We start from the raw sequence: 18,853 nt of genomic DNA on the forward strand, positions 1-18,853 counted from the left end.
TCATTCCCGTACCCGGAGCACCTTTTACGTGAGCGAGCAGTCCCGGCGGCCGCACAAGCCCGCCAAGCCCTACCGCCGTCCCCAGAAGGACCCCGTCCGCATCCTCGCCTTCGAGGCGCTGCGCGCCGTGGACGAGCGGGACGCGTACGCCAACCTCGTGCTGCCGCCGCTGCTGCGCAAGGCCCGGGAGAAGGAAGGGCCCGAGAAGTTCGACGGACGGGACGCCGCGCTCGCGACCGAGCTGGTCTACGGGACGCTGCGCCGGCAGGGGACGTACGACGCGATCATCGCCGAGTGCATCGACCGGCCGTTGCGCGAGGTCGACCCGCCGGTGCTGGACGTGCTCAGTCTGGGAGTACACCAGCTGCTCGGGACCCGGATTCCCACCCACGCCGCCGTCTCCGCCTCCGTCGAACTGGCCCGGGTGGTGCTGGGCGACGGCCGGGCCAAGTTCGTCAACGCCGTGCTGCGCAAGGTCGCGCAGGACGATCTGGAGGGGTGGATCGCCCGCGTCGCGCCTCCCTACGACGACGATCCCGAGGACCATCTCGCCGTCGTGCACTCGCACCCGCGATGGGTCGTCTCCGCGCTCTGGGACTCGCTGGGCGGCGGCCGCGCGGGGATCGAGGCGCTGCTGTCGGCCGACAACGAACGGCCCGAGGTGACGCTGGTCGCCCGGCCGGGACGGGCCACCGCCGAGGAACTGCTCGGCGAGGAGGCCGCCGTACCGGGGCGCTGGTCGCCGTACGCCGTGCGGCTCACCGAAGGCGGGGAGCCCGGCGCCGTCCCGGCCGTGCACGAGGGCCGGGCCGGTGTGCAGGACGAGGGCAGCCAGTTGGTCGCCCTCGCGCTGGCCAACGCTCCGATCGACGGCCCCGACCGGAAGTGGCTGGACGGTTGCGCGGGACCCGGCGGCAAGGCCGCGCTGCTGGCCGCCCTGGCCGCCGAGCGCGGGGCCGCGCTGCTCGCCTCCGAGAAGCAGCCGCACCGGGCCGGGCTGGTGGAGAAGGCGCTGCGCGGCAACCCGGGGCCGTACCAGGTCATCGCCGCCGACGGGACGCGACCGCCGTGGCGCCCCGGCACGTTCGACCGGGTTCTGATGGATGTCCCGTGCACGGGGCTCGGCGCGCTGCGCCGTCGGCCCGAGGCGCGGTGGCGCCGCCGTCCGGAGGACCTCGACAACTTCGCGCCGCTGCAGCGCGCCCTGCTGCGCACGGCCATCGACTCGGTACGGGTGGGCGGGATCGTCGGCTACGCCACTTGCTCGCCGCACCTCGCGGAGACGCGCGCGGTGGTCCAGGACGTCCTCAAGCAGCGCCCGGACACGGATCTCGTCGACGCCCGTCCGCTGCTGCCCGGCGTGCCGGACCTGGGCGACGGTCCCGACGTACAGCTCTGGCCCCATCTGCACGGCACGGACGCGATGTATCTGGCCCTGATCCGACGGACCGGCTGACGGGCCGGGTGACGGGCCGGAAAAGAAAACTGCGAAAAAGTCCGGCGGCGATGTCGAGAATCCGTCGCCGGCTCCGTTCCCGGGGTGAACGCGACCACAATGGGTCGCACCAGCACCGAGGAGAACCACCATGGCGAAGTACCTGCTGCTGAAGCACTACCGTGGCGCCCCGGCCCCGGTCAACAACATCCCCATGGACAAGTGGACGCCGGAGGAGATCTCGGCCCACATCCAGTACATGAACGACTTCGCGGCCCGGCTGGAGAAGACCGGCGAGTTCGTGGACGGCCAGGCGCTCGCCCCCGAGGGGCAGTGGGTCCGGTACGACGGTGAGGGGCGCCCGCCGGTCACCGACGGCCCGTTCGCGGAGACGAAGGACCTCATCGCCGGCTGGATGATCATCGACGTCGACAGCCATGAGCGCGCCGTCGAGCTGGCCGGGGAGCTGTCGGCCGCCCCCGGAGCCGGCGGCAGGCCGATCCACGAGTGGCTTGAGGTGCGCCCCTTCCTGGCCGCGCCGCCCACCATCCCGGAGTGCGCCATCCATGGATGAGGCCCAGCTCAGGAGCCTCACACCGGGTGTGCTCGCCGTTCTCGTCCGCCGCGGAGCCGACTTCGCGGCGGCCGAGGACGCTGTCCAGGATGCGCTGGTCGAGGCGGTCCACAGCTGGCCCGCCGACCCGCCGCGGGATGCGAAGGGCTGGCTGGTCACCGTGGCCTGGCGCAAGTTCCTCGACGCGGCCCGGGCGGACACCGCCCGCCGCCGGCGCGAGGACCGCGTGGACGATGAGCCGCCGCCCGGGCCCACGCCCTCGGCGGACGACACCCTTCAGCTCTACTTCCTCTGCGCCCACCCCTCCCTCACCCCGTCCTCCGCGGTAGCGCTCACCCTGCGCGCCGTCGGCGGCCTCACCACCCGCCAGATCGCCCAGGCCTACCTGGTGCCCGAGGCGACCATGGCCCAGCGCATCAGCCGGGCCAAGCGAACCGTCTCCGGCGTCCGCCTCGACCGGCCCGGCGATGTCGCCACCGTGCTGCGCGTCCTCTACCTGGTCTTCAACGAGGGCTACTCCGGGGACATCGACCTCGCCGCCGAGGCCATCCGGCTCACCCGGCAGCTCGCGGCCGCGATCGACCACCCCGAGGCGGCCGGGCTGCTCGCCCTCATGCTGCTCCACCACGCCCGGCGCGCCGCCCGCACCGCGCCCGACGGCAGCCTGGTACCGCTGGCCGAGCAGGACCGCGGTCGCTGGGACACCGCGTCGATCGCGGAGGGCATCGAGATCCTGCAGGCGGCTCTCGCCCGCGACCGGCTCGGCGAGTTCCAGGCCCAGGCGGCCATCGCGGCCCTCCACGCGGACGCGCCCACCGCCGAGGAGACCGACTGGGTCCAGATCGTCGAGTGGTACGACGAACTGACACGCCTGACCGACAACCCGGTCGTCCGCCTCAACCGCGCGGTCGCCGTCGGCGAGGCGGACGGCGCGCAGGCCGGCCTGGCCGCACTCGCCGAACTCGACGACTCCCTGCCCCGCCACACCGCGGTAGCGGCCCACCTGCACGAGCGAGCCGGGGACAGGCCGACAGCGGCCCGCCTGTACGCGGAGGCAGCCCGCAAGGCCCCCAACCTCGCGGAACGAGACCACCTGACCCGCCAGGCTGCCCGACTCAATGCTTATCAGTAGGCGCCGTTCGGACGCGCCCCTTCAGAGGCGCGGGGAACTGCCCGCTCAGCCCCCACCCACCTGCAGCGACCCCACAACCCCCACCACCCCCGAACCCCACTCGGCCCAACCCGGCAGGGCATGGCACGCTTGGGGCATGGCCGCGCAGATCAACCCCAGCATCCTGTCCGCCGACTTCGCCCGCCTCGCGGACGAGGCGAAGGCGGTCGAAGGCGCCGACTGGCTCCACGTCGACGTCATGGACAACCACTTCGTCCCGAACCTCACGCTCGGCGTGCCGGTCGTAGAGTCCCTGGCCCGTGCTACGGACATCCCGCTGGACTGCCACCTGATGATCGAGGCCCCCGATCGGTGGGCACCCCAGTACGTCGAAGCGGGTGCCTCCTCGGTCACCTTCCACGTCGAGGCGGCGGCCGCCCCGGTGCGGCTGGCCCGCGAGATCCGGGCGAAGGGCGCCCGCGCCTCCATGGCGCTCAAGCCCGCCACGCCCATCGAGCCGTACGAGGACCTGCTCCCCGAGCTGGACATGCTGCTGATCATGACGGTCGAGCCCGGTTTCGGTGGTCAGGCGTTCCTCGACATCATGCTGCCGAAGATCCGCCGTACCCGGGAGCTGATCAGCAAGCACGGACTGGAGCTGTGGCTGCAGGTCGACGGCGGAGTCTCGGCGTCGACGATCGAACGGTGTGCGGAGGCAGGAGCCGACGTTTTCGTGGCTGGTTCGGCGGTGTACGGGGCAAACGACCCGGCAGAGGCGGTACGTGCACTACGCACCCAGGCGGAGTCGGCCACCGCCCGGGCGTCGTGGGCGTGCGACCACTGAGGTACGGGAACGTGAACGGCTCCGATCAGGGCTGATCAAGTGCGCCGGATCTGCAAGGATGAACGGCGTATCCAGAGTGTGAACAGCAGTGAGGAGATGGCCGTGTCGGGTATGTCGGCGGGCCGGTCAGCCATGCGGATGGGACCCGCTGAGCTGGTGCAGGCGGCGGCCATGGCCCGCCGCTTCTACCTCGAGGGCAAGTCCAAGATCCAGATCGCTGAGGAGTTCGGCGTCAGCCGCTTCAAGGTGGCCCGGGTACTGGAGACTGCCCTCGAAAGGGATCTCGTACGCATCGAGATCCGTGTGCCGGCCGAACTGGACGCCGAGCGCTCCGACGCGCTCCGCGCCCGCTACGGCCTGCGGCACGCCGTCGTGGTCGAGTCCCCGGCCGAGGCCGAGGAGACCCCGGACCCGGAGAACCTCGGCGAGGTCGCCGCGGACCTCCTCGGTGAGCTCGTCAACGAGGGGGATGTGCTCGGCCTGGCCTGGGGCCGGTCCACCATCCACATGGCGGCGGCGCTCGACCGGCTGCCGCCGTGCACCGTGGTGCAGCTGACGGGCGTGTACGACGCCGGGACCTCCGAGCGCGGCTCGGTCGAGGCCGTCCGGCGCGCCGCCCAGGTGTCGGGCGGCGACGCCCACCCCATCTACGCGCCGATGCTGCTGCCGGACGCGGCCACCGCGGCGGCGCTGCGCAACCAGACCGGGATCGCCCGGGCCTTCGAGTACTTCGACAAGGTCACGGTCGCCTGTGTCTCCATCGGCTCCTGGGAGCCCGGCATCTCCACGGTGCACGACATGCTCAGCGACGAGGAGCGGGCGCACTACGCCACGCTCGGTGTCGCCGCCGAGATGGCCGCGCATCTCTTCGACGCCGAGGGCCGCCGGGTCGGACGGGACCTGGGGGAGCGGTGCATCACGGTCAAGGCCGACCAGCTGCGCCGTATCCCCGAGGTCGTCGCGATCGCGGGCGGGCAGCGCAAGGCGGCCGCGATCGACGCGGTGCTGAGGTCGGGGCTGGTCACCAGCCTCGTCACCGACACCTCGGCCGCGGACTATCTGATGACGGCGGGCACCACGCCCAAGTCGACGCTGAACCGCTCCGACCCGGACGGTTCCTGAGGGAGAACGCGGCATCGCCGCGGCGGCACCGGTGACAACGCTGCCGCGGCGCTTCGCGTGCCGGCATCAGGGTGCCGCGCCGATCACGAACCGTCGGCCAGCGCCGATCACGAACCGTCGGTCAGCGCCGCGTCGATCAGGATCGTCGCCGCCTGCCGGGCGAAGGCGCCCGCCGACGGGTCGCGGTCCATCCGCGCGGACACCCCGCCGCCGTCGTACAGCAGCTGCAGCTGGCGGCCCAGTGCATCGGGATCCGGGGCGCCGGCGTCCCGCGCGAGGTCGGTGAGCAGGGCCCGGACCCAGGCGCGGTAGGTGTCGGAGGCCTCTTCGATGGCGCCGCCGTGCTTGGCCTCGGCGCTGGCCGCCACGAAGGCGCACCCGTGGTAGTCGTTCTCGACGAACAGCGCGGCCTGCGCGTCGAAGACGGCCAGCAGCCGGTCCCGCGGGTTGTCGGCGGCGTCGACGCCGCGCAGCAGCCGCTCGGTCAGCTTGGCGTGCCGGGAGTCGAGGTAGGCGCGGATGAGCTGTTCCTTGCCGCCGAAGGTGTTGTACAGCGAGGCCTTGGCGACCCCGGCGTGCTCGATGATCCGGTCGATGCCGACCGACTGCACACCCTCCGCGTAGAACAGTTCGTTCGCGGCCGAGAGCAGTCGCTCCCTGGCGGTAGGGGCCTTCGCACTCAACGCCTTCGACATGCCACTCACCTTCTCGACACTTCCAGTCTACGACTGACCAGACCGGTCTACTCAGTCAGCGCCCGACGCGTTCCAGCCGCTCCGCCGGGACGCCACCGGACGCCACCTTCACGCCCGGCGCGCTCTGCGGCCTGCCGCGCAGCAGCAGGGCGGCGAGGGCCAGCAGCGCCAGGGCGATGACCACCGTGCCGTACTCCTCGGAGGTCGGGAGCAGTCCGCCGCCGTGCACCACCAGTGCACCGGCGACGACGGACGGGACGCCCATGCCGAGGTAGGCCACGACGAACAGCAGGGACAGCACGCCGGAGCTCTCGTGCGGCCTGGTCAGCGGCAGCACGGTGCGGATGCCGCCCTGGAAGCCGCTGCCGAAGCCGACGCCGGCGACGGCCGTACCGACGAAGAACAGCGCGGGCGTGCTCGTGGCGACGGCCACCAGGGTGAGCGCGACGCCGGCGACCAGCGCGCCGATGCCGGTGTACATCACGGTCGTCGCCGCGGCCTTGCGCAGGGCGAGGACGGAGGCGGCCGACACGAACGCGAGGACGAAGAGACCGAGCCCGCCGTAGACCGCGGAGGTCGAGCCGACGAGGGCGCGGACCAGGGCGGGGCCCAGGGAGCCGTAGAACCCGGCGAGAGCCCAGACCGCGAAGACGACCGGGGCCGCCGCCAGGGCCGCGCCGCGGACCGGGCGCGGGAGCCTGATCTCGGGCACCAGGCTGGCCAGGGCTCCCGGCTGCTTGGTGACGGTCTCGTCGATCAGAGCGAGGGCGACGGCCTGGACCGCGAACACGCCGAGCAGGCCGAGGTAGATCGTGTGGGTGGGGGCCGGCAGGTACTGCACGACCAGGCCGCTGAGCAGAGCGCCCGTCGCGGTGCCGAGGCCGGGGGCGAAGGCGTTCGCCACCGTGCCGCGGGAGCGGTTGATGTCCATCATCGCGGCGCCGACCGCACCGAGCGCGGCACCGGTCGACAGGCCCTGCACGACGCGGGCGGCGAGCAGTTCGCCGACACCGCCGGCGGTCGAGAACATCACCATCGCGGCGGCCTGGGCGGCGATCGCGGTGATCAGCACGGGCCTGCGGCCGACGTGGTCGGAGAGCTTGCCGAGGACCAGCAGGCCGGAGAGCACGGCGATCGCGTAGACGCCGAAGACGACGGTGGTGGTGATCGGGGTGAAGCCCCATTCGGCCTGGTAAGTCGCGTAGAGCGGGGTCGGCGCGCTGGAGGCGGCGAGGAAGGAGACGACGACGGAGGCGAGCACGTAGAACGCCGCGCGAGGCGGGATCGGCTTGCGCCGTGCCGTGGTGCGCTCGGTGCGCTCATGAGGTGCGGGGTGGTTCATCGGAGATCCTTCGCGGGGACGGGGCCGAAGTTCGTCGGAAGTTCGCCGGATCGGAGGTGCTGCTTGAGTAGACCTGTCTGTCTACCTTGCGTGGTCAACCGCATAGACAGGTCTGTCTATTCCGTCGGCGCGGAGAAATCTTCAGACCGTTCCTCGGATGGTCCCTTCAGGTGGTCCCCTCGGGCGGTGTCTTCAGGCCGCGCGAGGCTTGTGGAACGCGCGTCGACACGCGGTGGGTGTGGTGCCGAGGGCGTCCCGGAAGCGGGCGCGGAGGTTGGTGCTGCTGCCCAGGCCGCTCTGGGCGGAGATCTGCTCGACGCTGAGGGTGGTGACCTCCAGCAGCTCGCGGGCGTGGTTGACGCGGGCGGTGAGCAGCCACTGGTGCGGGGTGACGCCGGTCTCCTGGCGCCACATGCGCACCAGGGTGCGCGGGGAGACCTGGGCGTGCCGGGCCAGTACCTCGAGCGGGAGCGCCTCGTCGAGGTGGCGCAGGGCCCAGTCGCGGGTGCCGGCGAGGGTGTGGGCGGTGGGGGAGGGCAGGGCACGTTCGATGAACTGGGCCTGGCCCCCGTCGCGGTGCGGTGCCGCGACCAGCTCCCGGGCGATCTCGTTGGCCACGGCCGCGCCGAGGTCCTTGCGGACCAGATGGAGGCACAGGTCGATACCGGCGGTGACGCCCGCGGAGGTGAGGAGGTTGCCGTCGTCGATGTAGAGGACGTTGTGGTCGACGCGCAGCCGGGGGTGGTGGCGTTCGAGGTCGTCGGCGCTGGCCCAGTGGGTGGTCACGGTACGGCTGTCGAGGAGCCCGGCCGCCGCGAGGGCGAAGGCGCCGGTGCAGATGGACGCGATCCGGGTGCCACGGGCGAAGGCGCGCCGCAGGGCCGCGGTGACCCCGGTGGCCGGCGGGCGCCGGTAGCCGTCGTATCCGGGCACGATGACCGTGTCCGCGCGGGCCAGCGCGGACAGCCCGGCCGTGGCGCCGACGGTGACCCAGGTGCTGCGCGAACACCTGCTCCCCTTGATCCGCACCGCGACCCTCACCGAACTGGACGGGGTCGGCCATCTGTCCCCGCTGGAGGCACCGCACCTGGTCGCCCGGCGGCTCGGGGAGTTCCTCCGGTCCCGGTGACCGCCGGTCCGGGGCGGCCGGCGGCGCCCGCGCGCGGTCCTCACCCGTTCGTGTGATGCCGGACGGGCGGACACCCGTGATGTGATCAGGCACGGCCGGGCCGATGCCGGTGTCCCGGGAGAGACGGACCGGCGGGACCGGCGTCTTCCTCTCCGGTTCCTCTCCGTTCCTCTCCAGCTCCACTCCGGTTCCTCTCGGGTTCCTCTCCGGCAATCCGTACGCCGCCGCGTGGAGCGTCTTCATCGACCGAAGGCCGAACAACCCCGAGTATGTGCCCGAGTATGTGTACGCCAGGCCGAGCGCCGATCACATCGGGAGGACGCGTTGACCATGGGACCCCAGCCCGGGCCGGGAGCGGAACCACAGCCGGTACTCGGCCCGTTGACCACAGCCGCGATCTTCCTGGTGGTCACCGTCCGCCCCGGCGGCGAGGAGCGGGCACGGGAGGTGCTGGGTGATCTGAGCGCGCTGCGGCGCAGCTTCGGGTTCGGTGCGCCGGAAGCCGCCCTGAGCTGTGTGGCCGGGATCGGCTCGGCCGCCTGGGACCGCCTGTTCGACCATCCCCGCCCGGCCGGCCTGCACCCCTTCCAGCCCCTGGACGGACCCCGGCACAGCGCGGTCGCCACCCCGGGCGACCTGCTCTTCCACATCCGGGCCACCCGGTTCGACCTGTGCTTCGGGCTCGCCGCCGAGATCGTGCACCGGCTGCGCGACGCGGTGACCGTCGAGGACGAGGTGCAGGGCTTCAAGTACCTCGACGCCCGCGACCTGCTGGGCTTCGTCGACGGCACCGAGAACCCGGTGGGCGCCGCCGCCCGGAGGGCGGTGCTGATCGGGCCGGAGGACCCCGGGCACGCCGGCGGCAGCTATGTGATCGTGCAGAAGTACCTCCACGACCTCGACGCCTGGAACGCACTGCCGGTCGAGACGCAGGAGCGGATCATCGGCCGTACCAAGCTCACCAACATCGAACTGGACGAGCCGACCTCCCACAAGGGCCTGAACACGGTCACCGGACCTGACGGCGAGGAGCAGAAGATCCTGCGCGACAACATGCCCTTCGGCAGCCCCGGCCGCGGCGAGTTCGGCACCTACTTCATCGGATACGCCGGTACGCCGGACGTCATCGAGCGCATGCTCCGCAACATGTTCCTCGGCACGGGGGACGCCACCCACGACCGGATCCTCGACTTCTCCACGGCGGTCACCGGCACGCTCTTCTTCGTGCCCTCCGGTGACTTCCTCGACGACCTGCCCGCGGCCCCCGAGGCCACCGGGAAGGGATGACGCGATGTCCGCGCATGTGATCGTGCTGCCGGGCGGCGGCTATGTGCAGCACGCCGAGCACGAGGCCGAACCGGTGGCCGAGTGGCTGGGCGGGCTGGGCCTCGCCCGGGGCGCGGGCGAGGCGGCGACCTGGACCCGCTCCGCGGCGGACTGGATCGCCGAACGGACCGGTGCCGCCTGACCCCGGTGCCGCATTGTCACCCGGCCGCCGGTGGGATCTACTACTGGGATCCACTACACCGGTGATCCCCACAACTCCTCCCGGACGGTGCTGAGATGACGACGAGTCCGCATCTGGTCATGCTCGACCTCACCGGGGTCGGCGACAAGGCCGCCCTCATGGACCGGGCCGTCTCCGCCCTGCACCTGCCCGACTGGTTCGGCCGCAACTGGGACGCCCTCGCCGACAGCCTCCGCGACCCCTCGGTCTGGCCGCCGGAGGCCGTGGAACGCGGGCTTCTCGTCGTCGTCACCGGCTGGCAGGGGTACGCGCGGACCCGGCCGGACGAGTGGAAGGTCGCCCAGGACGTCTTCGAGCAGGCGGTCGGCGACGAACCGGCCCTGACGGTGGCCCTGGCCCTCGGCTGACGCCCCGGGCGCCTTGGACGTTCCTCCGAAGGGCGCCTGACCAGCCTGGATGTTCGTCCCGGGCATCACATACCGGTCGCCATGGGACAATGAAGTACGTGCTCTTCCCCTTGGCCGGCCGGTCCGGGGGTCACCTCTGATCGACCGGGATGTGCGGCACGTGCGTTTCCTCAATGACATCCAGCCCGCGTACGACCTGACGTACGACGACGTCTTCATGGTGCCGAGCCGCTCCGCGGTCGGCTCGCGTCAGGGCGTGGACCTCAGCTCGCCGGACGGCACGGGCACCACGATCCCGCTGGTCGTCGCCAACATGACCGCGATCGCGGGCCGGCGGATGGCCGAGACGATGGCGCGGCGCGGCGGACTCGTCGTGATCCCGCAGGACATCCCGATCGACGTGGTCACCGATGTCATCACCTGGGTGAAGAGCCGTCACCTGGTGCTCGACACCCCGATCGTGCTCGCCCCGCACCAGACCGTCGCCGACGCGCTGGCCCTGCTGCCCAAGCGGGCGCACAACGCGGGTGTCGTCGTCGACGAGGACGGCCGCCCCGTCGGTGTCGTCACCGACCGCGACCTCACCGGCGTCGACCGCTTCACCCAGCTCATCGAGGTCATGTCCCGCGACCTGCTGCTGCTCGACGCGGACATCGACCCGCGCGAGGCGTTCAACAAGCTGGACGCGGCCAACCGCCGCTACGCCCCGGCCGTCGACCAGGACGGCAAGCTCGCGGGCATCCTCACCCGCAAGGGCGCCCTGCGCGCCACCCTGTACACCCCGGCGACGGACGCGAACGGCAGGCTGCGCGTCGCCGCCGCCGTCGGTATCAACGGCGACTTCGCGGAAAAGGCCAAGCAACTGCTCGACGCGGGCGTGGACACGCTCGTCATCGACACCGCGCACGGCCACCAGGAGTCGATGATCAACGCGATCAGGCTGGTCCGCGGCCTCGACCCGCGCGTTCCGATCGCGGCCGGCAACATCGTTTCCGCCGAGGGCGTCAAGGACCTCATCGACGCGGGCGCCGACATCATCAAGGTCGGTGTGGGCCCCGGCGCCATGTGCACCACCCGGATGATGACCGGCGTCGGCCGGCCGCAGTTCTCCGCGGTCCTGGAGTGCGCCGCCGAGGCGAAGAAGTACGGCAAGCACGTGTGGGCCGACGGCGGCGTCCGGCACCCGCGCGACGTCGCCATGGCGCTGGCCGCCGGTGCGTCCAACGTGATGGTCGGCTCCTGGTTCGCGGGCACGTACGAGTCACCGGGCGACCTTCAGCAGGACGCCGACGGGCGGCTGTACAAGGAGTCCTTCGGCATGGCGTCGGCGCGGGCGGTGCGCAACCGCACGTCGGAGGAGTCGGCCTACGACCGCGCGCGCAAGGCGCTCTTCGAGGAGGGCATCTCGACCTCCCGGATGTACCTCGACCCGGCCCGCCCGGGCGTCGAGGACCTGATCGACTCGATCATCGCGGGCGTGCGGTCCTCCTGCACATACGCCGGTGCGGCGTCCCTGGAGGAGTTCACGGAGAAGGCGATCGTGGGCATCCAGAGCGCGGCCGGTTACGCGGAGGGCAAGCCGCTGCACGCGAGCTGGAGCTAGCCGCCTGCCTCGCCGGGGGTGCCGTGGCCGGACGGCGGCGGGGCTCGTGCTCTACTTCGTGTACGGCTGCCGCCGGTCCCGTCCTGCACCATCTGAGAGCTGAACGACCCCTTGCTGAACGATCTCGACGAACGCATCGTGCACGCCCTCGCCGAGGACGCCCGCCGGTCCTACGCGGACATCGGGCAACTGGTCGGCCTGTCCGCGCCGGCGGTGAAACGGCGCGTGGACCGGCTGCGCGCCACCGGCGCGATCACGGGCTTCACCGTGCGGGTGGATCCGGCGGCCCTCGGCTGGGAGACGGAGGGGTTCGTGGAGATCTACTGCCGGCGCAACACGTCCCCGGAGACCATCCAGCGGGGGCTGGAGCGCTACCAGGAGGTGGTGGCCGCGTCCACGGTCACCGGTGAGGCCGACGCGATCGTGCAGGTCTTCGCGTCGGACATGCGGCACTTCGAGAGGGTGCTGGAGCGGATCGCGGGGGAGCCGTTCGTGGAGCGGACCAAGTCGGTGCTGGTGCTGTCGCCGCTGCTGAGGCGGTTCTCCTCGGGGGCGCCGGGGTGAGTTCGGCACAGAGCTCGGGGTGCGCTGTCGTACGCCGGGTGCGGGTGGTTCGTGGCTGGCCCCCACTCGCCCGCACCCGGCATCGGGCAGTGGCCCCCACCCCCTACTCCGCGGTCTTCCTCGCCAGCGCGTTGTTTCCGATGGAGTTGTGCACGCTGAAGCTCACCGCGTCCGAGCGGTAGCGGTCGTCCGACCACTCCACCGGGCGCCCCTCGCGGGTCGTCGTCACGCGTCGCACCCGCAGCAAGGGACTGGTACGGCGGATGCCGAGCAACTCCGCGTCCTGCGCCCCCGCCGCCACAGCATCGATCACGTGCTCGCCGTAGGCGAAGACCAACCCCGATTCCTCGTACAGCCGTTGCGTCACCGACGGGCACTCCGGCTCTATCGGCGCCACCGCCGGGGCGATCCAGTCGGCGTACACCGTCCGCTCCAGCAACACCGGCTCGCCGTCCAGGCCGCGTACTCGGAGCACGTGCAACACCGGTGTTCCGACCGCCAGTTGGAGGCGCACAGCATCCTCCTGCGCGGCAGGCCGGTACTCCTGGGACACCACCTGGCCCGTCGCCTCGCGGCCCATCGCCTTCGCCCACTGCGCGAAGCTGCGCAGCTCCGCGAAGCTCTGGCTGCGGCGGCTGGCCAGTACCACCCGGCGGGCGCCCTGGCGGGAGCCGATCAGTCCCTCGGAGGTGAGTGCCGCGACGGCCTGGCGGACCGTGCCGCGCGAGACGCCGTACTCCGTGGCGAGCTCCGTCTCCGAGGGCAGCCGACTGCCGACGGTGTACTCCTCGCGGTCGATGGCCCGTCGCAGTTCGTCGGCGATCTCCTCGTGTCGCGCCGTCATGCTTCCCCTCTGAGTAGGTCGCTGTGCACAGCGTGACCAGCGTAATCGACGTTCCCGGGTGAGTCGTGTCAGCCCGGACCCGGCCTGGATTGTGCAGCGAATAAGAGTCCATGGTTCTTCCGATGTTCATAGTCACGACATCAACGCCGGGCGTACTGTGAGCCAACTTGTTCAGACAAGTTCGCGTCACCCCATCCTCGTGCGCACTCCTGGAGAGACCGTGACCGTGTCCCTGCCGAGAACCGTCCTGCTGGGCGGCTCCCTCGCCGCCGTAGCCGCGCTCGCCCTGAGCGGCTGCGGTGCCGCTCCCGACAACGCGTCGTCCACCACCTCCGGCGGCAAGAGCGCCGCCACCGCCACCTCCGCCGCCGACCTCGGCGGCATGGACAAGCTGGTCGCCGCCGCCAAGAAGGAGGGCACGCTGCACATCATCGCGGTGCCCCGCGACTGGGCGAACTACGGCGCCATCATCGACGGCTTCAAGGCGAAGTACGGCATCAAGATCGAGGACGAGAGCCCCGACGGCTCCAGCCAGGACGAGATCAACGCCGTGACCTCGCGCAAGGGCCAGGACCGGGCGCCGGACGTCCTCGACCTCGGCTCGTCGTTCGCGCTCAGCGCAGCCCAGCAGGGCCTGCTCGCGCCGTACAAGGTCACTTCCTACGACGACATCCCCGAGGGGCAGAAGGACCCGAAGGCCCAGTGGTACAACGACTACGGCGGCTACATCTCCATCGGCTGCGACGCCAAGCGCGTCAAGACCTGCCCGACCACCTTCGCCGACCTGCTCAAGCCGCAGTACAAGGGCCAGGTCGCCCTCAACGGCAACCCGACCAAGTCCGGTTCGGCGTTCGGCGGCGTGTACGCGGCCGCGCTCGCGAGCAAGGGCTCCTTCGACGACATCCAGCCCGGTCTCGACTTCTTCGCCAAGCTGAAGAAGAACGGCAACTACACGCCCGTCGAGTCCACCCCGGCCACCGTCGAGAAGGGCGAGACGCCCATCTCCATCGACTGGGACTACCTGAACGCCGGTTACGCCGACGAGTTCAAGTCCAAGGGCGTGGACTGGAAGGTGTCGATCCCGAGCGACGGCCAGTACGCCCAGTTCTACTCCCAGGCCATCAACAAGGACGCCCCGCACCCGGCGGCCGCCCGCCTGTGGCAGGAGTACCTGTACAGCGCCGAGGGCCAGAACCTGTGGCTCAAGGGCTACGCCCGCCCGGTCCTGATGTCCGCCCTGGAGAAGGCCGGCACGCTCGACAAGACCGCCGCCGCCAAGCTCCCCGCGGTCACCGGCACGCCGACCTTCCCGACCGAGGCCCAGCAGGACAAGGCCAAGACGGTCATCGCGCAGGGCTGGTCGAAGGCCGTATCCGGATGACGGCCACGCTCACGCGGGCCGACGTGGCGTCCGCCGCTTCCCAGAAGCGGCGGCGCCGCGCCCCCGGCTGGCTCGCGGTCGTCCCGCTGCTCGCCTTCACGGCGGTGGCCTTCGGGCTGCCCGCCATCGCCATGCTCAACGGCGCCTTCACGGTCAAGGACCCAACGAGCGGGGTGAGTTCGTACACCGGACAGAACCTGACCAGCTCGCTGCAGGGGCCGTACCTCACCGCCCTCATCGGCAGTGTGAAGCTGTCCGCGATCTCCGCCGTGATCGCGGCCCTGCTCGGGCTGCCGCTCGCACAGGCCGTGGTCAGCTCGCGCTCCCGGGCGCTGCGCGACGCCGTGCTCACCGCCTCCGGTGTGCTCGCCAACTTCGGCGGTGTGCCGCTGGCGTTCGCTTTCGTGGCGACCCTCGGCAACGCCGGTGTGCTGACCGTGCACCTGGGCCTCGCGGACCACGGCTGGAGCCTCTACAGCTTCTGGGGCCTGGTCCTCGTCTACCTCTACTTCCTGATCCCGCTGATGGTCCTCACCATCACCCCGGCCCTGGACGGACTGCGGGGACAGTGGCGGGAGGCCGCGCGCAACAACGGCGCCACCGGCGTGCAGTACTGGCGGTTCGTGGCCCTGCCGGTCCTCGCGCCCTCGCTGCTCGGCGGGCTCGTGCTGCTCTTCGGCAGCGCCTTCGCCGCCTACGCCACCGCGGCGGCGATGGTCGGCAGCGCGGTCCCGCTGGCCACCCTCCAGATCGCCGACGCCATCTCCGGCAACGTGCTGGTCGGCCAGGAGAACGTGGCCCTCGCCCTGAGCCTCGACATGGTCCTGGTCGCCGGCCTGGTCATGGCGGTCTACCTGCCCCTGCAACGACGGAGCGCCCGATGGCTCGACGCCTGACCCCCTGGCGCTGGGCCGTCCTCGGCCTGGCCGCCCTCTACTTCCTCATCCCGATGGGCGCCTCCGTCCTCTTCACGGTGGACGTGCCCGGCCAGGGCATCACCTTCGACGCCTACACCCAGATCGTGTCCGCCGACGGCTTCCTCTCCAGCCTGCTGCTCTCGCTGGAGCTGGCGGTCGCCACCATCGCCGTCGTCCTGCTGCTGATGGTGCCCGCCGTGGTCGCCCTCCGGCTCAGCGCGCCCAAGCTGCGCCCGGTCGTCGAGATCGTCTGCTCGCTGCCGCTGGTGGTGCCGCCGATCGCGTTCGTGGCCGGCATCGTCACCGTGCTCAAGTGGGGCCCCGACCATCTGTCCAGGACCCCGCTGTTCGAGACGTTCGTCGCCGTCCAGAACCCGGCCTTCCCGGTTGTCCTGGTCCTCGCCTACGTCGTGATGGCACTGCCCTTCGTCTACCGGTCGCTGGACGCCGGACTGCGCGCGATCGACGTGCGCACCCTCGTCGAGGCCGCCCGCAGTTGTGGGGCTTCGTGGCCGCAGGCCCTTGTCCGGGCCGTCCTGCCCAACCTGCGCGGGGCGCTGCTCAACGCGTCCTTCCTCACCCTGGCCCTGGTGCTCGGCGAGTTCACGGTCGCCCAGCTGCTCGGCTTCCAGCCGTTCGCCGTGTGGATCTACAACGTCGGCGGCTCCCAGGCCCAGATGTCCGTCGCCGTGTCCGTGCTCAGTCTCCTGGTGACCTGGGCCCTGCTCCTCGCGCTCGCCGGTGCCGGCGGCCGTGACCGAACCGCTTCCTCCCGGGGATGAACCATGAGTGTCAGCACGCCCGAGAAGGCCACCGCCGCCACCGTCGAATTCCGCTCCCTGCGGCGGGAGTTCGGCGCCACCGTCGCGCTCGACGGACTCGACCTGACCGTCCGCCCCGGCGAGTTCCTCGCCCTGCTCGGCCCGTCCGGCTGCGGCAAGACCACCGCGCTGCGCATGCTCGCCGGGTTCGAACACCCCGACTCCGGTGCGGTGCTGGTGGACGGCGAGGACGTCACCCACGTCCCGGCGCACCGCCGTGACGCCGGGATGGTCTTCCAGTCGTACAGCCTCTTCCCGCATCTGAACGCCGTCGACAACGTGGCGTTCGGGCTGCGCATGCGCAAGGTGCGGACGGCCGAACGCCGCTCCCGCGCCGCCGAGTTGCTGGACCTCGTCGGGCTCGGCGACAAGGGCGAGCGGTTCCCGCACCAGCTCTCCGGCGGCCAGCAGCAGCGCATCGCGCTGGCCCGCGCCCTCGCCCTGCGGCCCCGCGTGCTGCTGTTGGATGAACCGCTGTCCGCGCTTGACGCCAAGGTCCGGCTCAGCCTGCGCGAGGAGATCCGCCGGCTGCAGCAGGAACTCGGCATCACCACCCTGTTCGTCACGCACGACCAGGAGGAGGCGCTGTCCATCGCCGACCGCGTCGCCGTCATGCGCGCCGGACAGCTCGAACAGTGCGCCGAACCGGCCGAGTTGTACGGCCGCCCGGCCACCGCCTTCGTCGCCGAGTTCGTCGGCACGATGAGCCGGATCCCGGGCACGGTCAAGGACGGCTCGGTCGAGGTGCTCGGCCAACGGCTGCCCGTCGACGGACCGGCGCCGGACACGGCCGAGGTCGACGTCCTGGTACGGCCCGAGGCGGTCCAGGTGCGCGCGGACGGCGCCGGTACGGCCACCGTCGTCGCCACCGCCTTCCTCGGCGCGGTCGTCCGGGTCACGGTACGGCTCGCCGACGGCACCGAGGCCAAGGCCGACCTGCCCGCCCACGACGCCGCCGAGCTGGGCGCCGGATCCGCCGTGACCGTGTCGCTGCCCGAGCGGCCGGTGCTCGTGGCGGAACGTGCCCAGAAGTAACGCATCCAGACGTCCGAAAGTATCCGGAAGCTCACCAGCCGAGTGTCCGGAAGCCCAGAAGTGAGGAATGACGACAACGTGACCTGCCACCCACGACTCCCGCTCCAGGCCGTCCTGTTCGACATGGACGGAACGCTCGTCGACACCGAGCGGCTGTGGTGGGAGGCGGTGGAACAGGTCGCCGGACGACCGCTCACCGAAGCGGACGAGCCGGACGTGCTGGGGCGCCCGGTGGAACACACCGCCGGGTGGCTCGCCGCCGCCACGGACCGGCCGGCAGACGGCCTCGCGGCCGCGCTGCACCGGGAGTTCGCGGACCGCGTCCGCACCGGCATCGTGCCCCGCCCCGGCGCCCTCGACCTGCTGGACGCGCTGGCCGCGGCCGCCGTCCCCACCGCCCTGGTCACCGCGTCCCCACGCGCGGTCGCCGACCTCGTGCTCGACGCCCTCGGCGCCGGCCGGTTCGCCGCCTCCGTCACCGCCGACGACACCGGCCGCACCAAGCCCGCCCCCGACCCGTACCTCGCCGCCTGCCGCGCCCTCGGCGTCGAACCCGCGGCCTGTGTCGCCGTCGAGGACACCGAGACCGGGGTCGCCTCGGCCGAGGCGGCCGGCTGCGCCGTACTGGCCGTGCCCTCGCTCGCGCCCATCGGCAGCGCGCCCGGCCGGACCGTCCGGGACAGCCTCGTCGGGGTCACTCCGAAAGAGCTGAGCGAGATGGCCGCACCCCGACTCCGCGTCATGTCCTGGAACCTGTGGCTCGGCGGCAGCCCGGTCGACGACCACCGGGCCAAGCAGGTCAAGGCGATCCTGGACGCGGGAGCGGACGTCGTCGGCCTCCAGGAGACCGCCGGAACAGGTGCCCAGGGGCTGGCCGAGGCCCTCGGCTGGCACCACCACACGGCCGGCGAGAACCTCGGGATCATCAGCCGGTACCCGATCACCGCCCGGCTCGGCGACCCGGAGGTCGGCTTCTACGGAGCCGCGGGCGTACGGATCGCCGTCCGCCCCGGCCGCGAGGTCGACATCTGGACGGCGCATCTGCACTACACGCCCTACGGACCCTACGAGTTCCACTTCGACGGGCTCGGGGCGGCCGACCTGATCGCGCACGAAGAGGTGCGGCTCGGACAGATGCGGGAGGCCCTCAGGCGGATCGGGGACGGTGACGTACCCGTGGTTCTGGCGGGGGACTTCAACTGCCCGTCCCATCTGGACTGGACGGCCGTCGAGTGGCCGGTGACCAGGGCCGCCGAGGAGGCCGGGTTCGGCGACTCCTACCGGGAGGCGCATCCGGACCCGGTGGCCGCGCCCGGGCACACCTGGTCGCCGATCCACCCCGTCCACGAGGACGGCAGCGGGCGGCCCGAGCCGCAGGACCGGATCGACTACGTGCTGCACAGGGGGCTGCGCGTGGTCGACTCCCGGACCTTCGTCCTCGGCGACCCGGCTCCCTGGCCCGAAGTGGCGGGCAACGACTGGCCTTCTGACCACGCGGCCGTCGTGACAACGTTCGCCATGGAGCCCTAGCCAGGGGTTACCCGGGGCAACCATTGCGGTG

20 protein-coding genes are annotated in these 18,853 nt (G+C 71.7%); 16 read left to right on the forward strand and 4 right to left on the reverse strand.

Going from position 1 to position 18,853, the window contains the following annotated elements:
- The first annotated feature begins 28 nt into the window (after positions 1-28).
- The 5 genes from EDD90_RS43350 (at position 29) to EDD90_RS43370 (ending at position 5,086) form a co-directional block, all read left to right on the forward strand.
- Positions 29-1,456 carry an RsmB/NOP family class I SAM-dependent RNA methyltransferase gene (locus tag EDD90_RS43350; protein ID WP_123978544.1) on the forward strand — a complete coding sequence of 476 codons (1,428 nt, stop codon included), beginning with the start codon at positions 29-31 and terminating at the stop codon, positions 1,454-1,456.
- Between the two features lie 130 nt (positions 1,457-1,586).
- Positions 1,587-2,009, forward strand: coding sequence for a YciI family protein (locus tag EDD90_RS43355; protein WP_123978545.1), 423 nt, complete (start codon positions 1,587-1,589; stop codon positions 2,007-2,009).
- A complete protein-coding gene (locus tag EDD90_RS43360; protein WP_123978546.1) occupies positions 2,002-3,141 on the forward strand; it encodes an RNA polymerase sigma factor in 1,140 nt (379 codons plus the stop codon). Before EDD90_RS43355 ends, EDD90_RS43360 begins: the two co-directional genes overlap by 8 nt.
- A gap of 136 nt (positions 3,142-3,277) precedes the next feature.
- Positions 3,278-3,964 (forward strand): ribulose-phosphate 3-epimerase, encoded by a 687-nt coding sequence (gene rpe, locus EDD90_RS43365; RefSeq protein WP_123978547.1) that lies wholly within the window; start codon positions 3,278-3,280, stop codon positions 3,962-3,964.
- 78 nt (positions 3,965-4,042) lie between these two features.
- Positions 4,043-5,086 carry a sugar-binding transcriptional regulator gene (locus tag EDD90_RS43370; RefSeq protein WP_185149430.1) on the forward strand — a complete coding sequence of 348 codons (1,044 nt, stop codon included), beginning with the start codon at positions 4,043-4,045 and terminating at the stop codon, positions 5,084-5,086.
- 107 nt (positions 5,087-5,193) lie between these two features.
- Here the strand turns inward: EDD90_RS43370 and EDD90_RS43375 are convergent, their stop codons facing one another.
- The 3 genes from EDD90_RS43375 to EDD90_RS43385 all read right to left on the reverse strand — a co-directional run bounded on the left by EDD90_RS43375 (position 5,194) and on the right by EDD90_RS43385 (position 8,152).
- The gene (locus tag EDD90_RS43375; RefSeq protein ID WP_123978549.1) at positions 5,194-5,781 is read right to left on the reverse strand and encodes a TetR/AcrR family transcriptional regulator; all 588 of its coding nucleotides are present in this window, start codon (positions 5,779-5,781) and stop codon (positions 5,194-5,196) included.
- A 55-nt stretch (positions 5,782-5,836) separates the two neighbouring features.
- On the reverse strand, positions 5,837-7,123 hold the full coding sequence (locus tag EDD90_RS43380) for an MFS transporter (protein ID WP_123978550.1): 1,287 nt from the start codon (positions 7,121-7,123) through the stop codon (positions 5,837-5,839).
- A gap of 192 nt (positions 7,124-7,315) precedes the next feature.
- Positions 7,316-8,152, reverse strand: a complete 837-nt coding sequence (locus tag EDD90_RS43385) for a GlxA family transcriptional regulator (RefSeq protein WP_398927362.1) — start codon at positions 8,150-8,152, stop codon at positions 7,316-7,318.
- Here EDD90_RS43385 and EDD90_RS57875 point away from each other — a divergent pair.
- The 6 genes from EDD90_RS57875 (at position 8,058) to EDD90_RS43410 (ending at position 12,294) form a co-directional block, all read left to right on the forward strand.
- Positions 8,058-8,252 carry an alpha/beta fold hydrolase gene (locus EDD90_RS57875; protein ID WP_260328482.1) on the forward strand — a complete coding sequence of 65 codons (195 nt, stop codon included), beginning with the start codon at positions 8,058-8,060 and terminating at the stop codon, positions 8,250-8,252. The two genes, EDD90_RS43385 and EDD90_RS57875, sit on opposite strands and share 95 nt — an antisense overlap.
- Before the next feature lie 330 nt (positions 8,253-8,582).
- Positions 8,583-9,539, forward strand: a complete 957-nt coding sequence (locus EDD90_RS43390) for a Dyp-type peroxidase (protein WP_123978552.1) — start codon at positions 8,583-8,585, stop codon at positions 9,537-9,539.
- A 4-nt stretch (positions 9,540-9,543) separates the two neighbouring features.
- Positions 9,544-9,720, forward strand: coding sequence for a hypothetical protein (locus EDD90_RS56480; protein ID WP_221305149.1), 177 nt, complete (start codon positions 9,544-9,546; stop codon positions 9,718-9,720).
- Positions 9,721-9,815: 95 nt separating this feature from the next.
- A complete protein-coding gene (locus EDD90_RS43400) occupies positions 9,816-10,127 on the forward strand; it encodes a barstar family protein (RefSeq protein WP_123978553.1) in 312 nt (103 codons plus the stop codon).
- A gap of 160 nt (positions 10,128-10,287) precedes the next feature.
- On the forward strand, positions 10,288-11,730 hold the full coding sequence (locus tag EDD90_RS43405) for a GuaB1 family IMP dehydrogenase-related protein (RefSeq protein ID WP_185149431.1): 1,443 nt from the start codon (positions 10,288-10,290) through the stop codon (positions 11,728-11,730).
- Between the two features lie 111 nt (positions 11,731-11,841).
- A complete protein-coding gene (locus EDD90_RS43410) occupies positions 11,842-12,294 on the forward strand; it encodes an Lrp/AsnC family transcriptional regulator (protein ID WP_123978555.1) in 453 nt (150 codons plus the stop codon).
- Positions 12,295-12,397: 103 nt separating this feature from the next.
- Here EDD90_RS43410 and EDD90_RS43415 read toward each other — a convergent pair whose 3' ends face one another.
- Positions 12,398-13,138, reverse strand: a complete 741-nt coding sequence (locus tag EDD90_RS43415; protein ID WP_123978556.1) for a GntR family transcriptional regulator — start codon at positions 13,136-13,138, stop codon at positions 12,398-12,400.
- A 220-nt stretch (positions 13,139-13,358) separates the two neighbouring features.
- Between EDD90_RS43415 and EDD90_RS43420 the strand changes: the two genes are divergently transcribed.
- From EDD90_RS43420 to EDD90_RS43440, 5 genes are all read left to right on the forward strand, one after another.
- Positions 13,359-14,519, forward strand: a complete 1,161-nt coding sequence (locus tag EDD90_RS43420; protein WP_123978557.1) for an ABC transporter substrate-binding protein — start codon at positions 13,359-13,361, stop codon at positions 14,517-14,519.
- A complete protein-coding gene (locus tag EDD90_RS43425) occupies positions 14,516-15,415 on the forward strand; it encodes an ABC transporter permease subunit (RefSeq protein ID WP_123978558.1) in 900 nt (299 codons plus the stop codon). The genes EDD90_RS43420 and EDD90_RS43425 overlap by 4 nt, the downstream gene beginning before the upstream one ends.
- Complete coding sequence (locus EDD90_RS43430) at positions 15,400-16,218, forward strand: ABC transporter permease (RefSeq protein ID WP_123978559.1); 819 nt, start codon at positions 15,400-15,402, stop codon at positions 16,216-16,218. Before EDD90_RS43425 ends, EDD90_RS43430 begins: the two co-directional genes overlap by 16 nt.
- A gap of 3 nt (positions 16,219-16,221) precedes the next feature.
- Positions 16,222-17,292 carry an ABC transporter ATP-binding protein gene (locus tag EDD90_RS43435; RefSeq protein ID WP_123978560.1) on the forward strand — a complete coding sequence of 357 codons (1,071 nt, stop codon included), beginning with the start codon at positions 16,222-16,224 and terminating at the stop codon, positions 17,290-17,292.
- A gap of 78 nt (positions 17,293-17,370) precedes the next feature.
- Entirely contained in the window at positions 17,371-18,822 is a 1,452-nt protein-coding gene (locus EDD90_RS43440; RefSeq protein WP_123978561.1) for an HAD-IA family hydrolase, read from the forward strand.
- Positions 18,823-18,853 lie beyond the last annotated feature (31 nt).

Source organism: Streptomyces sp. Ag109_O5-1 (assembly GCF_003814875.1).
GTDB lineage: Bacteria > Actinomycetota > Actinomycetes > Streptomycetales > Streptomycetaceae > Streptomyces > Streptomyces sasae.